Annotated in this window: 17 protein-coding genes; 6 read left to right on the top strand and 11 right to left on the bottom strand. The window is 60.4% G+C overall.

From position 1 onward, the window contains the following. Positions 1–15 precede the first annotated feature (15 nt). The 3 genes from mreD to mreB form a co-directional block, all read right to left on the bottom strand. On the bottom strand, positions 16–504 hold the full coding sequence (gene mreD, locus AO240_RS14030; RefSeq protein WP_058414341.1) for a rod shape-determining protein MreD: 489 nt from the start codon (positions 502–504) through the stop codon (positions 16–18). Beyond that, a complete protein-coding gene (mreC, locus tag AO240_RS14035; RefSeq protein ID WP_099236985.1) occupies positions 504–1,649 on the bottom strand; it encodes a rod shape-determining protein MreC in 1,146 nt (381 codons plus the stop codon). Before mreC ends, mreD begins: the two co-directional genes overlap by 1 nt. 139 nt (positions 1,650–1,788) lie before the next feature. Next, positions 1,789–2,826, bottom strand: a complete 1,038-nt coding sequence (gene mreB / locus AO240_RS14040) for a rod shape-determining protein MreB (RefSeq protein ID WP_002555108.1) — start codon at positions 2,824–2,826, stop codon at positions 1,789–1,791. A gap of 210 nt (positions 2,827–3,036) precedes the next feature. On the opposite strand from mreB, the gene gatC reads away from it, so the two are divergent. The 6 genes from gatC (at position 3,037) to AO240_RS14070 (ending at position 8,310) form a co-directional block, all read left to right on the top strand. Next, complete coding sequence (gene gatC, locus AO240_RS14045) at positions 3,037–3,324, top strand: Asp-tRNA(Asn)/Glu-tRNA(Gln) amidotransferase subunit GatC (RefSeq protein WP_099236986.1); 288 nt, start codon at positions 3,037–3,039, stop codon at positions 3,322–3,324. A 16-nt stretch (positions 3,325–3,340) separates the two neighbouring features. Continuing rightward, positions 3,341–4,792: an Asp-tRNA(Asn)/Glu-tRNA(Gln) amidotransferase subunit GatA gene (gene gatA, locus AO240_RS14050; RefSeq protein ID WP_099236987.1), complete on the top strand. Its 1,452-nt coding sequence runs from the start codon at positions 3,341–3,343 to the stop codon at positions 4,790–4,792. Positions 4,793–4,802: 10 nt separating this feature from the next. Continuing rightward, positions 4,803–6,248, top strand: coding sequence for an Asp-tRNA(Asn)/Glu-tRNA(Gln) amidotransferase subunit GatB (gatB, locus tag AO240_RS14055; RefSeq protein WP_099236988.1), 1,446 nt, complete (start codon positions 4,803–4,805; stop codon positions 6,246–6,248). A gap of 205 nt (positions 6,249–6,453) precedes the next feature. Next, entirely contained in the window at positions 6,454–6,825 is a 372-nt protein-coding gene (locus AO240_RS14060; protein WP_099236989.1) for a septal ring lytic transglycosylase RlpA family protein, read from the top strand. 58 nt (positions 6,826–6,883) lie between these two features. Further along, positions 6,884–7,930 carry a calcium/sodium antiporter gene (locus AO240_RS14065; RefSeq protein ID WP_099236990.1) on the top strand — a complete coding sequence of 349 codons (1,047 nt, stop codon included), beginning with the start codon at positions 6,884–6,886 and terminating at the stop codon, positions 7,928–7,930. Continuing rightward, positions 7,927–8,310: a carboxymuconolactone decarboxylase family protein gene (locus tag AO240_RS14070; RefSeq protein ID WP_099236991.1), complete on the top strand. Its 384-nt coding sequence runs from the start codon at positions 7,927–7,929 to the stop codon at positions 8,308–8,310. Before AO240_RS14065 ends, AO240_RS14070 begins: the two co-directional genes overlap by 4 nt. A gap of 110 nt (positions 8,311–8,420) precedes the next feature. Here the strand turns inward: AO240_RS14070 and AO240_RS14075 are convergent, their stop codons facing one another. The 8 genes from AO240_RS14075 to AO240_RS14110 form a co-directional block, all read right to left on the bottom strand. Beyond that, on the bottom strand, positions 8,421–9,362 hold the full coding sequence (locus AO240_RS14075) for an AEC family transporter (RefSeq protein ID WP_058414349.1): 942 nt from the start codon (positions 9,360–9,362) through the stop codon (positions 8,421–8,423). 189 nt (positions 9,363–9,551) lie between these two features. Beyond that, positions 9,552–11,105 carry a galactarate dehydratase gene (gene garD / locus AO240_RS14080; RefSeq protein WP_099236992.1) on the bottom strand — a complete coding sequence of 518 codons (1,554 nt, stop codon included), beginning with the start codon at positions 11,103–11,105 and terminating at the stop codon, positions 9,552–9,554. A gap of 11 nt (positions 11,106–11,116) precedes the next feature. After that, positions 11,117–12,484, bottom strand: coding sequence for an MFS transporter (locus AO240_RS14085; protein WP_099236993.1), 1,368 nt, complete (start codon positions 12,482–12,484; stop codon positions 11,117–11,119). A gap of 120 nt (positions 12,485–12,604) precedes the next feature. Continuing rightward, positions 12,605–14,050, bottom strand: a complete 1,446-nt coding sequence (locus AO240_RS14090; protein ID WP_099236994.1) for an aldehyde dehydrogenase family protein — start codon at positions 14,048–14,050, stop codon at positions 12,605–12,607. Positions 14,051–14,104: 54 nt separating this feature from the next. Continuing rightward, complete coding sequence (gene kdgD, locus AO240_RS14095) at positions 14,105–15,016, bottom strand: 5-dehydro-4-deoxyglucarate dehydratase (RefSeq protein WP_058414353.1); 912 nt, start codon at positions 15,014–15,016, stop codon at positions 14,105–14,107. A gap of 313 nt (positions 15,017–15,329) precedes the next feature. Further along, positions 15,330–16,079 (bottom strand): FadR/GntR family transcriptional regulator, encoded by a 750-nt coding sequence (locus tag AO240_RS14100; RefSeq protein WP_058414354.1) that lies wholly within the window; start codon positions 16,077–16,079, stop codon positions 15,330–15,332. Positions 16,080–16,237: 158 nt separating this feature from the next. Further along, positions 16,238–16,657: a ClpXP protease specificity-enhancing factor gene (locus AO240_RS14105; RefSeq protein WP_099236995.1), complete on the bottom strand. Its 420-nt coding sequence runs from the start codon at positions 16,655–16,657 to the stop codon at positions 16,238–16,240. Positions 16,658–16,674: 17 nt separating this feature from the next. Further along, positions 16,675–17,292 (bottom strand): glutathione S-transferase N-terminal domain-containing protein, encoded by a 618-nt coding sequence (locus AO240_RS14110; RefSeq protein ID WP_058414356.1) that lies wholly within the window; start codon positions 17,290–17,292, stop codon positions 16,675–16,677. Positions 17,293–17,374 lie beyond the last annotated feature (82 nt).

The raw sequence follows: 17,374 nt of genomic DNA on the forward strand, positions 1-17,374 counted from the left end.
AGCCTCGCAATCCATTCAATTGATTTTATAGCGACGACGTAACCCACGCAGACCGAAACTGACCCATGGCCATAACAACGCACTGACCAGGGCCGGCAACACCAACGCCAGGGTTGGCTGGCGGTTCCCGGTCAAGGCGCTGAGCCACAGTTGCACCAACTGCGCCAGGCCAAAAATAACCAGGATCACCAGGCATTGCTGCCACATGGGAAACATACGCAGACGCTGCTGCAACGACAGCACCAGGAAGGTGATCAAGGTCAGGATCAACGCGTTCTGGCCCAGCAAGGTGCCATACAGCACGTCTTCCGCCAAGCCCAGACACATCGCCGTGACCATCCCGACTTTGTGCGGCAGCATCAGCGACCAGAATGCCAGCAGCAATGCCAGCCATAAAGGACGCAGGATTTCCATGAATTGCGGCAACGGCGAAACGCTGAGCAGCAAACCAATGGCGAAGGTCAGCCAGACGATCCAGCCATTGTGCGGATGAGTACCGGCCATTATTCCTCCCTCTGCCGCGTGGTTGCAGGCGCTGCGGCTGCCGGCCGAGTGGCCGGCGTGGTGGCGGCAGGCGGTTTGGCCGCAGGGGTTGTGGCCGCCGGCGTCGTCGCAGTCGGTTTGCTCGCGGCTGGCTTGGCTTGGCGTGCGCTATGGGCCGCAGGTTTTACCGGCGTCGCCACTGGCGCCGCCGTGGCCGGGGCAGGTGCAGGTGGCCCAACGAACGCTGGTTTCGGCACCGTGGCAGGAATCGTCTGTACAGTGCCGTTTTGCTTGTCTTCCGCTTCCTGCGCCTGGGCGGCGTCGTTAGCGCGTTCTTCCGGGGTGCGGTTGTCGCTGAACACCAGCAGCAAGTAGCGGCTGCGGTTCAGGGCGGCGGTTGGCACGGCGCGAACAATGGCAAACGGCTGACCGGAATCGTGGATCACTTCCTTGACCGTCGCCACCGGGTAACCCGCCGGGAACCGCTGGCCCAAGCCGGAGCTGACCAGCAAGTCGCCTTCTTTAATGTCGGCAGTGTCGGCCACATGCCGCAACTCCAGGCGTTCCGGGTTACCGGTGCCGCTGGCAATTGCGCGCAAGCCGTTACGGTTAACCTGCACCGGAATACTGTGGGTCGTGTCCGTCAGCAGCAACACCCGCGAGGTGTAGGGCATCAACTCAACCACCTGCCCCATCAGGCCACGGGCATCGAGCACCGGCTGGCCGAGGACCACACCGTCGCGCTCACCCTTGTTGATGATGATGCGATGGGTAAAGGGGTTGGGGTCCATGCCGATCAACTCGGCCACTTCGACCTTTTCATTGACCAACGCGGAAGAATTGAGCAACTCGCGCAGCCGAACGTTCTGCTCGGTGAGGGCCGCGAGCTTCTGCATGCGCCCCTGCAACAGCAGGTTTTCAGTCTTGAGTTTTTCGTTCTCGGCGACAAGCTCCGTGCGGCTGCCGAACTGGCTGGCCACGCCCTGATAGAGCCGTTGTGGCAGGTCTGTGATCCAGTAAGTCTGCATCAATACCAGCGACATCTGGCTACGCACCGGCTTGAGCAGTGCAAAGCGGGCATCGACCACCATCAGCGCGACCGAAAGCACGACCAGCACCAATAAGCGCACGCCCAATGAGGGGCCTTTGGCGAAAAGCGGTTTAATAAGCCGCTCCTCCCAGGCAAACGTTGTCTTTATTCATACGGCATCAAACCGGCCTGGATGCAGATTGAAGAAGATAAACGCCAACAGGCAGCACTGCAAAGTGCTGCCTGCGGGCGATGCATGAACCGTCCCGGCAAGCTTATTCGCTGGAGAGCAGGTCCATGGTGTGTTTATCCATCATTTCCAGTGCACGACCACCGCCACGCGCAACGCAGGTCAGCGGGTCTTCGGCGACGATCACCGGCAGGCCGGTTTCCTGGGCCAGCAACTTGTCGAGGTCGCGCAGCAAAGCGCCACCACCGGTCAGTACCAGACCACGCTCGGCGATATCGGAAGCCAGTTCCGGCGGCGATTGCTCCAGCGCGCTTTTCACCGCCTGAACGATCGTTGCCAAAGACTCTTGCAGAGCTTCCAGCACTTCGTTGGAGTTCAGGGTGAAAGCACGTGGGACGCCTTCGGCCAGGTTGCGACCGCGAACATCAACTTCGCGAACTTCGCCGCCCGGGTAAGCGGTGCCGATTTCCTGCTTGATACGCTCGGCGGTAGATTCGCCGATCAAGCTGCCGTAGTTACGACGCACATAGGTGATGATCGCTTCGTCGAAGCGGTCGCCGCCGACACGCACGGATTCGGCATACACCACACCGTTCAGCGAGATCAGGGCGATTTCAGTGGTACCACCACCGATATCCACCACCATCGAACCGCGCGCTTCTTCAACCGGCAAGCCGGCACCGATCGCAGCGGCCATTGGCTCTTCGATCAGGAACACTTCGCGGGCACCGGCACCGAGTGCCGATTCACGGATGGCGCGACGCTCCACCTGGGTGGATTTGCACGGAACGCAAATCAGCACACGAGGGCTCGGCTGCAGAAAACTGTTTTCGTGAACCTTGTTGATGAAGTACTGCAGCATCTTTTCGCAGACACTGAAGTCGGCGATCACGCCGTCTTTCATCGGACGAATGGCAGCGATATTGCCGGGTGTTCGGCCGAGCATGCGCTTGGCCTCGGTGCCAACGGCAACGACACTTTTCTGATTACCGTGGGTCCGAATGGCCACAACCGATGGCTCATTCAGGACGATACCGCGCTCGCGCACGTAAATAAGGGTGTTGGCAGTGCCCAGGTCAATGGAAAGATCGCTGGAAAACATGCCACGCAGTTTCTTGAACATGGGGAAAGGACCCTAGGCAACGCGTGGGTAAAAAAGTGCGGCAAACTCTAACAACGACAGGGATTTTGGGCAAGGCGCCAATGTGCTAAATTGGCCGACTTTCTGTGCACCAACCCCCACAATCGCGGCCATATGACCGTAGAAATGCGGTAGTGTTCCTACAATCTAACACACGGATAGCTTCCGTTCTGTTTTCCACTGGAGAATCCCATGGCGCTTGAACGCTCCGACGTGGAAAAAATCGCTCATTTGGCCTGCCTGGGCCTTAATGAAGCCGATCTTCCACAGACCACCGCAGCCCTGAACAGCATTCTCGGGCTGGTCGACCACATGCAAGCCGTGAATACCGACGGCATCGAGCCCCTGGCTCACCCGCTGGAAGCCAGCCAGCGCCTGCGCGCAGACCTCGTGACCGAGCGCAATAACCGCGAGGCTTACCAGTCCATCGCGCCAGCGGTCGAAAACGGCCTGTACCTGGTTCCGAAAGTCATCGACTAAAGGGAAAGAGCCTGCAATGCATCACATGACTCTGGCCGAGATCGCCCGCGGTCTCGCCGACAAAAAGTTTTCTTGCGAAGAACTGACCAAGACCCTGCTGGCGCGTATCGCCGAGCTTGATCCTGCGGTCAACAGCTTCATCAGCCTCACTGAAGATCTGGCCCTGAGCCAGGCCAAGGCTGCCGACGCACGTCGCGCCAACGGTGAAAATGGCCCGCTGCTGGGTGCTCCAATCGCCCACAAAGACTTGTTCTGCACTCAGGGTATTCGCACCAGTTGCGGCTCCAAAATGCTCGACAACTTTAAAGCACCGTATGACGCCACCGTGGTCGCCAAGCTGGCCGCCGCCGGGGCCGTGACGCTGGGCAAGACCAACATGGACGAATTCGCCATGGGTTCGGCCAACGAGTCGAGCTACTACGGCGCGGTGAAAAACCCGTGGAACCTTGCGCACGTACCGGGCGGCTCGTCCGGCGGTTCGGCTGCGGCCGTTGCCGCGCGCTTCTTGCCGGCCGCCACCGCCACCGACACCGGCGGTTCGATCCGCCAGCCTGCAGCCTTCACTAACCTCACCGGTTTGAAGCCGACCTACGGTCGCGTTTCCCGTTGGGGCATGATCGCCTACGCGTCCAGCCTGGATCAGGGCGGCCCGTTGGCGCGCACCGCAGAAGACTGCGCGATTTTGTTACAAGGTATGGCCGGGTTCGATAAACAGGACTCCACCAGCATCGACGAGCCAGTACCGGACTACAGCGCCAGCCTGAATACGTCGATCAAAGGCCTGCGTATCGGCGTGCCGAAAGAGTATTTCAGCGCCGGCCTCGACCCGCGTATCGCTGAATTGGTGCACAACAGCGTCAAAGAGCTGGAAAAACTCGGCGCGGTGATCAAGGAAATCAGCCTGCCGAACAACCAGCACGCGATTCCTGCGTACTACGTGATCGCGCCGGCAGAAGCCTCGTCCAACCTGTCGCGGTTCGACGGCGTGCGTTTCGGCTATCGCTGCGAAAACCCGAAAGACCTCACCGACCTTTATAAGCGCTCGCGTGGCGAAGGTTTCGGCGTGGAAGTACAACGCCGGATCATGGTCGGTGCCTACGCGCTGTCGGCCGGCTACTACGACGCGTACTACCTCAAGGCGCAAAAAATCCGTCGCCTGATCAAAAACGACTTCATGGCGGCCTTTGAAGAAGTCGACGTGATCCTCGGCCCAACCACGCCGAACCCGGCCTGGAAGATCGGCGCCAAGACCGGCGACCCGATCGCCGAGTACCTGGAAGACCTGTACACCATCACCGCCAACCTCGCGGGCTTGCCGGGCTTGTCGATGCCCGCAGGTTTCGTCGATGGCCTGCCGGTCGGCGTGCAATTGCTCGCCCCGTATTTCCAGGAAGGCCGCCTGCTCAATGTGGCGCACCAGTACCAGTTGAACACCGACTGGCACACCCGCACCCCTACCGGCTTCTGAGGAGAACACTATGCAATGGGAAGTTGTGATCGGGCTGGAGATTCATACCCAGCTCGCCACCCAATCGAAGATTTTCTCCGGTAGCGCCACCACGTTCGGTTCCGAGCCGAACACTCAGGCGAGCCTGGTAGACCTGGGCATGCCCGGCGTGCTGCCGGTGTTGAACCAGGAAGCGGTGCGCATGGCGGTGATGTTCGGCTTGGCGATTGACGCCGAGATCGGCCAGCACAACGTGTTTGCGCGCAAAAACTACTTCTACCCGGACCTGCCCAAGGGCTACCAGATCAGCCAGATGGAATTGCCGATTGTCGGCAAGGGCTACCTGGACATCCCGCTGGAAGACGGCACCATCAAGCGTGTCGGCGTGACCCGCGCGCACCTGGAAGAAGACGCCGGCAAGAGCCTGCACGAAGAGTTCATCGGTTCTACCGGTATCGACCTGAACCGCGCCGGTACGCCGTTGCTGGAGATCGTGTCCGAGCCGGACATGCGTAACGCCAAGGAAGCCGTGGCCTACGTCAAGACCATCCACGCGCTGGTGCGCTACCTGGGCATCTGCGACGGCAACATGGCCGAAGGCTCGCTGCGTTGCGACTGCAACGTGTCGATCCGCCCCAAAGGCCAGGCCGAATACGGCACCCGCTGCGAGATCAAGAACGTTAACTCGTTCCGCTTCATCGAGAAGGCGATCAACAGCGAAGTACGCCGCCAGATCGAACTGATCGAAGACGGCGGCAAGGTGATCCAGCAAACGCGCCTGTACGACCCGAACAAAGACGAAACCCGCGCCATGCGCAGCAAAGAGGAAGCCAACGACTACCGTTACTTCCCCGACCCGGACCTGTTGCCGGTGGTCATCGAGGATTCGTTCCTGAATGACGTGCGTGCCACTTTGCCGGAGTTGCCGCAGCAAAAACGCGAGCGCTTCCAGGCGCAGTTCGGCTTGTCGGTTTACGATGCCAGCGTTTTGGCCTCCAGCCGTGAACAAGCCAACTACTTCGAAAAAGTCGTGAGCATTGCCGGCGACGCCAAGCTGGCGGCCAACTGGGTGATGGTTGAGCTGGGCAGCCTGTTGAACAAACAAGGCCTGGAAATCGACGAAGCGCCGGTGACCGCCGAGCAATTGGGCGGCATGCTGCTGCGCATCAAAGACAACACCATCTCCGGCAAAATCGCCAAGACCGTGTTTGAAGCGATGGCCAGCGGCGAAGGCAGTGCCGACGAAATCATCGAGAAGCGCGGCCTCAAGCAAGTCACCGACAGCGGCGCAATTTCGGCCGTACTCGATGAAATGCTCGCGGCCAATGCCGAACAAGTCGAGCAATACCGCGCGGCAGACGAAGCCAAGCGCGGCAAGATGTTCGGTTTCTTTGTCGGCCAGGCCATGAAAGCCTCCAAAGGCAAAGCCAACCCGCAACAGGTAAACGAACTGCTGAAAAGCAAGCTCGAAGGCTGATCGCAGTGAATGGCCCGGGCGGGGTTTCGCGCCCCACTCGGGCCATTGTTGCAAAGGTTTGTGTGGGAAGGGGCTTTTGTGGGAGGGGGCTTGCTCCCGATGAGGACCTGTCAGTTGGCACTTATATTGATTGCTCTACCGCCATCGGGAGCAAGCCCCCTCTCACATCTGCCGGTGACTACATGACTTTCGGGGCACCGTGAAAATGAAGCGCCTACTCGGCCTGCTGGTCCTGTTCTCTCTACTGGCCGGTTGCGCCAGCGGCCTCATCGACCCCAACGGCTACGACGAAACCGGCACCGCCTCGTATTACGGCGCCAAGCACCATGGCAACAAAACTGCCAGCGGTGAAGCCTTCAACCAGAACACTCTGACCGCCGCCCATCGGCGCCTGCCGTTCGGCACGCAGGTCAAGGTGACCAATCTCGCCAACGGCAGATCTGTCGTGGTACGCATTAATGACCGCGGCCCGCATACTCGCGGGCGCCTGATCGACGTTTCACGCAGGGCCGCCGAACAACTCGGTATGCTCGGCACTGGCACGGCACGCGTACGTGTGCAGGCCATGAGCAATTAACTAAAGGAGCCCGGCCATTTTCGGATTAACCGCCCTCTCGCCCTGGAGCCTGATCGAACTGGTCAGCGGCTTGCTGTTGCTGATTGTCGGCGCCGAAATCCTGGTGCGCGCCGCCGTGCGCCTGGCGGCCAGCCTCAAGGTGCGCCCGCTGATCATCGGCCTGAGCATCGTTGCGTTCGGCAGCAGCGCGCCGCAGATGACCGTCAGCCTGCAAGCCACCCTGGCCGGTAATACCGATATTGCCGTGGGCAGCGTGATCGGCAGCAGCATCTTCAATATCCTCGTGACCCTGGGCCTCGCGGCACTGATCATTCCGTTACGCGTGTCGCGCCAACTGGTACGCCTGGACATCCCGGTGATGATCCTCGCCGGTTTGCTGGTGTTTACCCTGGCCTCCAATGAAGACCTGACGCCAATCGACGGCGTGCTGTTGCTGGTCGCGCTGATGGCCTACCTCGGTGTGTTGCACTACCAGACCCGCCATTCCGCCCGCCCGCGCACCCTCGACACAGTGGCCAGAGCGCCCTGGCTGAGCAGCGTATTGCTGATGCTCGGCGGGCTGTTGATTCTGGCACTGGCGGGGCATTTGTTGCTGGGCGCGGCGGTGGATGTGGCGAGCGACTTGGGCCTGTCGGAACGCATCATCGGCCTGACGCTGATCGGTGTTGGCACTTCGCTGCCATGCCTCGCCACCTCGCTGATCGCCGCCCTGCGCGGCCAGCGGGAGATTGCCGTGGGCAACGTGATCGGCAGCAACGTGTTCAACCTGCTCGGGGTGCTGGGTTTGACTGCGCTGCTCGCGCCCTCGCCGCTGTCGGTATCGCCCAACGCGTTGGACTTCGACCTGCCGGTGATGCTCGGCGCGGTGGTGCTGTGCCTGCCGGTGTTCTACAGCGGTTACCGCGTGACGCGCGCCGAAGGCTTGGTGCTACTGGGTTTGTACCTGGCGTACGGCCTGCATGTGATGGCGTTCACCACCGGCATGCCGCTGGCGAGCAAGCTTGAACACCTGATGCTGTATTACGTTTTGCCAGCGCTGGTGGCTTTCTTGTTGTTCAACACGCTGCGCGCCTGGCGCCGCCAACACACGAGGGAATCGCAATGACCGATCAGAAAAAGCCCGGCGTTGAAGTGCGTCGCCAAGTGATGGGCGATGTGTTCGTCGACCGCGCCTTGGGCAATGCCACCGAGTTCACCCAGCCGCTGCAGGACTTCGTCAACGAACACGCGTGGGGCAGCGTCTGGAACCGCGAGGGTTTGCCGCTGAAGACGCGCAGCCTGATCACCCTCGCCGCCCTCACGGCGCTCAAATGCCCGCAGGAACTCAAGGGCCACGTGCGCGGCGCGCTGAACAATGGGTGCACGGTAGAAGAGATTCGCGAGGCGCTGCTGCATTGCGCGGTGTATGCCGGAGTGCCGGCGGCGATTGATGCGTTTCGGGCGGCGCAGGAAGTGATTGATAGCTATCAGGCAGAGCGGCAGTGACTGTTAGATAGCTATCGCGAGCAAGCCCGCTCCCACACTTTAATGTGTGAACAGATCAAAGTGTGGGAGCGGGCTTGCTCGCGATGAGGCCCTCAACCCCACCCCAAAACTCAGATCCATCCACCCGCCTGCAACACAAAAATCCCGATATTGGTGGTCACCGCCGCCATCAACGTGGTGATCACAATAATCGCCGCTGCCAGCTCATGATTCCCCTGCGCCGCCCTGGCCATCACAAAGCTGGCCGCCGCGGTCGGCGCGCCGAAGTACAAGAACAAAATCCCCAGTTCCGGCCCGCGAAAGCCCAACAGCCAGGCCCCGAACGTGGCCACCAGCGGCAAACCGATCATCTTCACCAGGCTGGCACTCAGGGCCATGCTGCCGCTTTTGCGCAACGCCGCCAACGACAAGGTGCCGCCGATGCAGATCAGCGCCAGCGGCAAGGTCATGTCCGCCAAATACTGGCCGGACGACTGCAGCCACCCCGGCAAGCCGATCTTGAAAATGGCGAACGGCGCGGCCACCACCACGCTGATGATCAGCGGGTTGGCCACCACACTTTTGAAGATGCTCCACGGGTCGGACTTGATCACCGGGCTGTACACCGCCAGCACGATGGTCGACAGCGTGTTGTAGAACAGAATCACCAGCGCCGCGAGAATCGCGCCGAGGGAAATGCCGTAGTCGCCGTACATGCTGGCCGCCAGCGCCAGGCCGATAACGCCGTTGTTACCGCGAAACGCGCCTTGGGTATAGATACCGCGGTCTTCACGCTTGCAACGAAAAATCGCCCAGCCCCAAGCCAGCGCAAAGCTCAGCAACGTGGCGACGGCAAAGTAAATCAGCAAACCCGGCTTGAGCGCCGAGTGCAGGTCGGCATGCAGGATGCCAAGGAACAGCAGCGCCGGCATGGTGACGTTGAACACCAGGGAGGAAGCTGTGTGGATAAAGTTGTCGTTGATCCAGTTGATGCGCTTGAGCAGCACACCCAGAAACAGCATGGCAAACACCGGCGCGGTGATGGTGAGGGTGGTGAGGAAGATAGCCAGCATGCCGGGGAGAACCTTGGTGAGCGTCGTTAGTTGGCTAATGATAAGCCATACAGCGCTGTGGCGCCTGGTAGGCCGCTATCGCGAGCAAGCCCGCTCCCACACTTGACCGAGTTCCAGCATGAGAATGCAGTCAAGTGTGGGAGCGGCGGTGCGACGATTCGCCTTGCTCGCGATGGCGGCAACTCGGGCCTAAGTAATCGGCGCCGGGTTAAACAACGTGATGTCGTTATGCAGCTTGAGCTGCTCGGCCCACGTCTGCTTCTTGCCGCTGGCCACGTCCAGGTAGAAGTGAAACAGCTCCCAACCCAACTCCTCGATCGTCGCACGCCCGGTAGCAATGCGCCCGGCGTCAATGTCGATCAAGTCCGGCCAACGCTGCGCCAGCTCCGTACGCGTCGAGACTTTCACCACCGGCGCCATGGCCAGCCCGTAAGGCGTGCCGCGCCCGGTGGTGAACACATGCAAGTTCATCCCGGCCGCCAGTTGCAAGGTGCCGCAGACAAAGTCACTGGCCGGCGTGGCGCAAAAAATAAGGCCTTTGCGCTTGAAACGCTCGCCAGGGCCAAGCACGCCATTGATCGCGCTGCTGCCGGACTTGACGATGGAGCCCAAGGACTTCTCGACGATGTTCGACAACCCACCCTTCTTGTTGCCCGGCGTGGTGTTGGCGCTGCGATCAGCCTCGCCCTTGGCCAGGTAACGGTCGTACCAGTCCATTTCCCTGACCAGCTCCTGCGCCACTTCTTTACTCTCGGCGCGCGACGTCAGCAGGTAAATCGCATCGCGTACTTCGGTGACTTCGGAAAACATCACCGTCGCCCCGGCCCGCAAAAGCAAATCCGAGGCATAACCCAGCGCCGGGTTGGCGGTGATGCCGGAAAACGCATCACTGCCGCCGCACTGCATGCCCAAAATCAGCTCGGAGGCCGGCACGGTTTCCCGGCGGCGCTGGTCGAGTTTTTTCAAGCGCGCTTCAGCCAGCGCCATGATCTGCTCGATCATCTCGGTAAAACCGTGGCTGGAATCCTGCAACCGGTACAACCACGGCTCGCTTAAATCGACCGAGCTGTCGTTGTCGTGCATCACCTGCCCGGCCTGCAATTTCTCGCACCCCAGGCTGATCACCAAGGCTTCGCCACCCAGGTTCGGGTTGCGTGCCAGGTTGCGCACGGTGCGGATCGGGATATACGCATCGGTCGCCGTAATCGCCACGCCGCAGCCGTAGCTGTGGGTCAGCGCCACCACGTCATCCACGTGCGGATAGTGCGGCAGCAACTCGTCCTTGATGCGCTTGACCGCGTGGTCCAGCACACCGGTGACGCACTGCACGGTGGTGGTGATGCCGAGAATATTGCGCGTGCCCACGGTGCCGTCGGCGTTGCGATAACCCTCGAAGGTAAAGCCTTCCAGCGGCGCCGGGGTTTCCGGCACCTCGGTGGACAGCGGCAAGCTGTCCAGCGGTGGCGCGGTGGGCATGCGCAGTTGATCTTCCTGCACCCAACTGCCGCGCGCAATCGGCGCCAAAGCGTAACCAATGGTTTGGCCGTAGCGAATAATCTGACCGCCTTCGGGAATATCTTCCAGGGTCACTTTGTGGCTCTGGGGGATAAATTCGACGGTCACCAGGCCGTCCGGGAACTCGGTCCCGGCCGGTACGCCCTGGTCATTGACCACGATCACCACGTTGTCGCGCGCGTGCAAACGAATCGAGCGCGGCGAGTCGGCATGTTCAATCAACTGCATTACATCGCCCCTCAGGAATGCGCTTCGGTAAGGTTGGTCAACTCAGGCCCTTTGCTGCTTGGCGGCTCTTTGAGCACCACGCGTTTGATCGGGCCGACAATCACCAGGTAGCTGAACACCGCTACCAGCGCGTTGGCGCCGACGAACACCAAGGCCCACTTGAACGAACCGGTGGTGGCGATGATGTAGCCAATAACGATAGGCGTGGTGATCGATGCCAGGTTACCGAAGGTGTTGAACAAGCCGCCACTGAGGCCGGCGATTTGTTTCGGTGAGGTGTCGGAAACCACCGCCCAGCCAAGTGCGCCAACGCCTTTACCGAAGAAGGCCAAGGCCATGAAGCCCACCACCATCCACTCGATGTCCACGTAGTTGCAGGCCACGATGCTGCTCGAAATCAGCAGGCCACCAATGATCGGCGCCTTGCGGGCGAAGGTCAGGGAATGGCCTTTGCGCAGCAGGTAATCGGAAATAACCCCGCCGAGTACGCCACCGATAAAGCCGCAGATCGCCGGCAGCGAAGCCACGAAACCGGCTTTGAGGATGGTCATGCCACGGTCCTGCACCAGGTACACCGGGAACCAGGTGAGGAAGAAGTACGTGATGCCGTTGATGCAATACTGGCCGAGGTAAACGCCGAGCATCATGCGGTTGGTCAGCAACTGACGGATGTAATCCCACTTCGGGCCATCGGTTTTCTTGCCCTTGCCTTTGTCCTGGTCCATATCGACCATGGCACCGTTGGCGGCGATGTAATCGAACTCGGCGGCGTTGATCATCGGGTGCTGGCGCGGGCTGTGGATAACTTTCAGCCAGACCAGCGAGAAGACAATGCCGATTGCGCCCATCACGATAAACACGTGCTGCCAGCCGAAGCTGTAAACGATCCAACCCATCAGCGGTGCAAACAGCACCGTGGCGAAGTATTGCGCCGAGTTGAAGATCGCCGAAGCGGTACCGCGTTCAGCCGTAGGGAACCAGGCCGCCACGATGCGTGCGTTACCCGGAAAGGACGGCGCTTCGGCCAGGCCCACCATGAAGCGCAGCATAAACAGCGCAACGACGGCGGTGGAGATCCCGAATTCACCGACATAGCCTTGCAGCACGGTGAACAGCGACCAGGTGAAGATGCTCAGGGCGTAGACTTTTTTCGAGCCGAAACGATCGAGCAGCCAGCCGCCGGGGATTTGCCCCGCCACGTAGGCCCAACCGAATGCAGAGAAGATGTAACCGAGGGTGACCGCGTCGATGCCGAGGTCTTTTTGCAGGCTGGAGCCCGCGATTGCGATGGTGGCCCGGTCGGCATAGTTGATCGTTGTCACCAGGAACAGCATGAGCAGGATCAAATAGCGGACATGGGTCGGCTTGGTCGCTTGCATGAAAAAGTACTCCCACTAATTATTTTTTTTGCGGGTAATCAAGTTGTGTTGTGCAGCGCGTTGTGCGGGAGCCGGGCTTGCCCGACTCCCGCACACAGCAGGAACCACGGGTGTTGCGTGTTACGAACCGATGTAGCTGGTTTTCACCACGGTGTAGAACTCTTGCGCATAGCGACCCTGCTCGCGCGAACCATAGGAGGAGCCCTTACGGCCACCGAATGGCACGTGATAGTCAACGCCGGCAGTCGGCAGGTTGACCATCACCATCCCGGCCTGCGAGTGGCGCTTGAAGTGGTTGGCGTACTTCAGCGACGTGGTGGCAATACCGGCCGACAAGCCGAACTCGGTGTCGTTGGCCATGGCCAGCGCCGCGTCGTAATCGGCAACGCGCACCACGTTGGCGACCGGGCCGAAGATCTCTTCTCGGCTGATGCGCATGGCGGCTTCGCTGTCGGCAAACAGGGTTGGCGCCAAGTAGTAGCCTTCGGTATCGCACGTCACCAGGCCGCCACCGCTGACCAGCCGCGCGCCTTCGGTTTGGCCGATGTCGATGTATTTCAGGTCCTGATCCAACTGGGCCTGGGAAACCACCGGGCCAATGTCGGTGCCGCTTTTCAGGGCGTGGCCGACTTTGATCGACTTCATGCGCTCAGCCATGGCCGCGACAAATTGGTCGTGGATACCGGCGGTCACGATAAAGCGGCTGGACGCTGTGCAACGCTGGCCGGTGGAGTAGAACGCGCTCTGTACCGACAACTCGACGGCCTGCTTGAGGTCGGCGTCGTCGAGGATGATCTGCGGGTTTTTACCGCCCATTTCCAACTGCACTTTGGCCTGACGCGACACGCAGCTGACAGCGATCTGACGACCCACGCCCACCGAACCGGTGAAGCTGATGCCGTCAACTTTCGGGCTGTTGACCAGCACATCGCCGACCACACGACCGCTGCCCATCACCAGGTTGAATACACCGGCGGGGAAGCCTGCGCGCGAGATGATTTCGGCCAAGGCCCAGGCGCAACCCGGCACCAATTCGGCGGGTTTGATCACCACACAGTTGCCGTAGGCCAGGGCCGGGGCAATTTTCCACGCGGGAATCGCAATCGGGAAGTTCCACGGGGTGATCAAACCGACCACACCCAAGGCTTCGCGGGTGACTTCAACGTTGACGCTCGGACGTACCGAGGGCAGGTAGTCGCCCGACAGGCGCAGGCATTCACCGGCAAAGAATTTGAAGATGTTACCGGCGCGGGTCACTTCGCCGATGGCTTCGGGCAGGGTCTTGCCCTCTTCCCGAGCCAGCAGGGTACCGAGCTCTTCGCGGCGCGCGAGGATTTCGCTGCCGACTTTATCCAGCGCATCGTGACGCGCCTGGATCCCGGACGTCGACCAGGCCGGGAACGCGGCGCGAGCGGCGTCGATGGCAGCGTTGACTTGGGCTACGTCAGCCTTGGCGTATTCGCCAATGACATCAGACAACTCCGACGGGTTGAGGTTGACGCAATAGTCGGCACCGGCCACCCACTCGCCGTTGATGTAGTTTTCAAAACGCTTGGCTTGGGACACAAATCTTCTCCTGACGCAAAAGGCCGCTGATTACTCAGCGGCCTTGTAGATAAGTTACTGCGGACCTTGCTTGTCGATCAGCGCGGCCAGGGCTTCGTATTCTTCCGGCAGCAGATCGGTCAGCGGCGTGCGGACCGGGCCTGCGTCATAGCCGGCGATTTTTGCACCGGCTTTGACGATGCTCACGGCGTAACCGGATTTACGGTTGCGAATATCGAGGTAAGGCAGGAAGAAGTCGTCGATGATCTTGGCCACGGTGACGTGATCGTCTTTGGCGATCGCGTGGTAGAAGTCCATCGCGGTTTTCGGAATGAAGTTGAACACCGCCGAGGAGTACACCGGCACGCCCAAAGCTTTGTAGGCTGCGGCGTAAACCTCTGCAGTCGGCAAGCCGCCGAGGTAGCTGAAACGGTCGCCAAGACGACGGCGGATCGACACCATCAACTCGATGTCACCCAGGCCATCCTTGTAGCCGATCAGGTTCGGGCAGCGTTCAGCTAGGCGTTCCAGCAGGGGTGCAGTCAGGCGGCAGACGTTGCGGTTGTACACAACCACGCCGATCTTGACCGACTTGCACACCGCTTCCACGTGGGCGGCAACGCCGTCCTGGCTGGCTTCGGTCAGGTAGTGCGGCAGCAGCAGCAAGCCTTTGGCACCCAGGCGTTCAGCTTCCTGCGCGTACTCGATAGCTTGACGGGTCGAACCGCCGACACCGGCGAGAATCGGCACGCTGGTGGCGCAGGTATCAACAGCGGTCTTGACCACTTGGGAATATTCGCTGGCAGCCAGGGAGAAAAACTCACCGGTGCCGCCGGCAGCGAACAAGGCCGTCGCGCCGTAAGGAGCAAGCCATTCCAGGCGCTTGATATAGCCCGCCTGGTGGAAGTCACCCTGCGCGTTGAAATCGGTCACGGGGAAAGACAGCAGACCGTGGGAGAGGATGGACTTCAGTTCTTGTGGATTCATTATTCGAACACCCTGGGCGAAAACTTTCTGTCGAAAGGTTATTGTTGGTTTTTGGTGATGTCGTACGTCATCGTACAACTATAAAATAATTCGTCAACTGTAATTCATCGGGGTGAATCTCAGGTACGCGGCTACCCCCCGAATCACTCGCCTATGGGGTCTACTCAATAGTGTTCTGACACTGGAGATCAAATGTGGGAGCTGGCTTGCCTGCGATGCAGGCGCCGCGGTGTTTCAGGCATACCAAAGTGATGCCATCGCAGGCAAGCCGGCTCCCACACAAGCCAGCGCCTACGTTAGATCTGCTGCGCCTTCAATTGCGCTGCGCTTCTGCCTCTTCATGGGCATGGCGCAGCCGCTCGCGGCTGTTGGTCAAGTGCAGGCGCATGGCCGCTCGTGCGGCGTCCGAATCCTGGCGCGCGATGGCCTCATAAATCTCTTCGTGCTCACGGCTCAGGCGGCTCATGTAGTGCTGCTGGTCATCGTGCGCCAGCCGCGCCGAATTCAGGCGGGTACGCGGAATGATGCTGGTGCCCAAGTGGGTCATGATGTCGGTGAAATAGCGGTTGCCGGTAGACAGCGCAATTTCCAGGTGGAACGCGAAGTCTGACGCGACCGCGTCACCTGCGTGTGCCGCACTTTCATTCAGCGCATCGAGCGCCGCGCGCATGGCGGCCAGTTGCTCGTCGCTACGGCGTAACGCCGCCAAGCCGGCAGACTCCACTTCAAGGCTGATACGCAGTTCCAGAATTGCCAGCACGTCACGCAAGGTCACCACGGTGGCCGGGTCAATCCGAAAACCGCTCGGGCTTGGCGTGTCCAACACAAAGGTGCCGATGCCGTGGCGGGTTTCGACCTGCCCGGCGGCCTGCAACCGCGAGATGGCTTCGCGCACCACGGTGCGGCTAACCCCATGGACTTCCATGATTGCCGACTCGGTGGGCAATTTATCGCCACGTTTGAGTTGGCCGTCGCGGATCTGCTCGGACAACACCGTGACCAATTCCTGGGCAAGGCTGCGGCGCTTGCGGGGAAGACGAGGGGCGGTGTTGGGGTTTTCCATGGCAGATCATCTTTCTCGGCGAACTTGAGTACGCATCATAGCCCATGGCTGTTGTACGATCACCGTTGCGTCACGACTTTCATCCATATCCTTTACGCAAAAAAAATGCCCCGACACGCGTCGAGGCATTTTTCAGACTTGGCCGAAGGCAAAGCCGTTTACTTCACCACTTTGAGGCTCGGCCGACCGGTCGGGCGCGGTGGCTCGGAATCCGGTGGTGGCGCCTCATCACTGCCCTCGCCTTCGATCGCTTCGTCTTCCTCGAAAGGCGACTCCAGATCGAACACCATGCCTTGGCCATTCTCGCGGGCGTAGATCCCGAGAATCGCGCCAATCGGCACGAACAGCGTATGCGGCACGCCGCCGAAACGCCCTTCGAAGCTTACCGCTTCGTTGTCCATGTGCAGGTGGCGCACGGCACTCGGTGATACGTTCAGCACAATCTGCCCATCACTGGCAAAACCCTGCGGCACCTGAACCGCAGGAAATTCGGAATTCACCAGCATGTGCGGGGTGCAATCGTTGTCCACAATCCACTCATAGAGCGCGCGGACCAGGTACGGTCGACTGGAGTTCATCAGCGGCTCCTTAAGCCTTAGCGCATATCGCGTTCGACACCAGACAGACTCGCCTGGAAAGCCTCACGCGCAAACTGGCGCTCCATGTAATCAAGCAGCGGCTTGGCCGGCCGCGGCAGTTCAATACCCATAATCGGCAAGCGCCAGAGTATGGGGAGTAGGCAGCAGTCCACCAGGCTTTGTTCCTCACTGAGGAAAAAAGGTTTGTCGGCGAACAGCGGCGAAACACCGGTCAGGCTCTCGCGCAATTCCTTGCGCGCCACGACACGGGCGGCTTCTTTACTGCGTGAATCCAGAATCACATCCACCAACCCGCACCAGTCACGCTGGATCCGATGGATCAGCAGGCGGCTGTTGGCACGCGCCACCGGATACACCGGCAACAAAGGCGGATGCGGGTAACGCTCATCCAGGTATTCCATCACCACGGTTGACTCCCACAACGCCAGGTCACGATCGACCAGGGTGGGCAAGCTGCCGTAAGGGTTCACTTCGATCAGCTTCGGCGGATGACGACCCACCTCCACACTGATGATCTCGGCGCTGACACCCTTCTCTGCGAGCACGATGCGTACTCGGTGGGAATAGTGGTCGGCGGGGTCGGAGTAACAGGCCAACCGGTTGGTCACGCCCATGGCGGTCCTCCTCGCTTGTTGAAATTATCGAAAGCTCAAAAACGAGCGCGCCCAGAGAGCATCTCTGCAGTGCCTGGTTGAA

Source organism: Pseudomonas sp. ICMP 460, assembly GCF_002723595.1.
Lineage (GTDB): Bacteria > Pseudomonadota > Gammaproteobacteria > Pseudomonadales > Pseudomonadaceae > Aquipseudomonas > Aquipseudomonas kitaguniensis.

Coding starts and splice junctions, on each gene's coding strand:
- mreB (WP_002555108.1), bottom strand. CDS start 2,826: ATGTTCAAGAAACTGCGTGGCATGTTTTCCAGCGATCTTTCCATTGAC.
- AO240_RS14110 (WP_058414356.1), bottom strand. CDS start 17,292: ATGGGCGTGACCAACCGGTTGGCCTGTTACTCCGACCCCGCCGACCAC.
- mreD (WP_058414341.1), bottom strand. CDS start 504: ATGGCCGGTACTCATCCGCACAATGGCTGGATCGTCTGGCTGACCTTC.
- AO240_RS14105 (WP_099236995.1), bottom strand. CDS start 16,657: ATGAACTCCAGTCGACCGTACCTGGTCCGCGCGCTCTATGAGTGGATT.
- kdgD (WP_058414353.1), bottom strand. CDS start 15,016: ATGAATCCACAAGAACTGAAGTCCATCCTCTCCCACGGTCTGCTGTCT.
- gatB (WP_099236988.1), top strand. CDS start 4,803: ATGCAATGGGAAGTTGTGATCGGGCTGGAGATTCATACCCAGCTCGCC.
- gatC (WP_099236986.1), top strand. CDS start 3,037: ATGGCGCTTGAACGCTCCGACGTGGAAAAAATCGCTCATTTGGCCTGC.
- garD (WP_099236992.1), bottom strand. CDS start 11,105: ATGCAGTTGATTGAACATGCCGACTCGCCGCGCTCGATTCGTTTGCAC.
- AO240_RS14100 (WP_058414354.1), bottom strand. CDS start 16,079: ATGGAAAACCCCAACACCGCCCCTCGTCTTCCCCGCAAGCGCCGCAGC.
- AO240_RS14060 (WP_099236989.1), top strand. CDS start 6,454: ATGAAGCGCCTACTCGGCCTGCTGGTCCTGTTCTCTCTACTGGCCGGT.
- gatA (WP_099236987.1), top strand. CDS start 3,341: ATGCATCACATGACTCTGGCCGAGATCGCCCGCGGTCTCGCCGACAAA.
- AO240_RS14075 (WP_058414349.1), bottom strand. CDS start 9,362: ATGCTGGCTATCTTCCTCACCACCCTCACCATCACCGCGCCGGTGTTT.
- AO240_RS14070 (WP_099236991.1), top strand. CDS start 7,927: ATGACCGATCAGAAAAAGCCCGGCGTTGAAGTGCGTCGCCAAGTGATG.
- AO240_RS14085 (WP_099236993.1), bottom strand. CDS start 12,484: ATGCAAGCGACCAAGCCGACCCATGTCCGCTATTTGATCCTGCTCATG.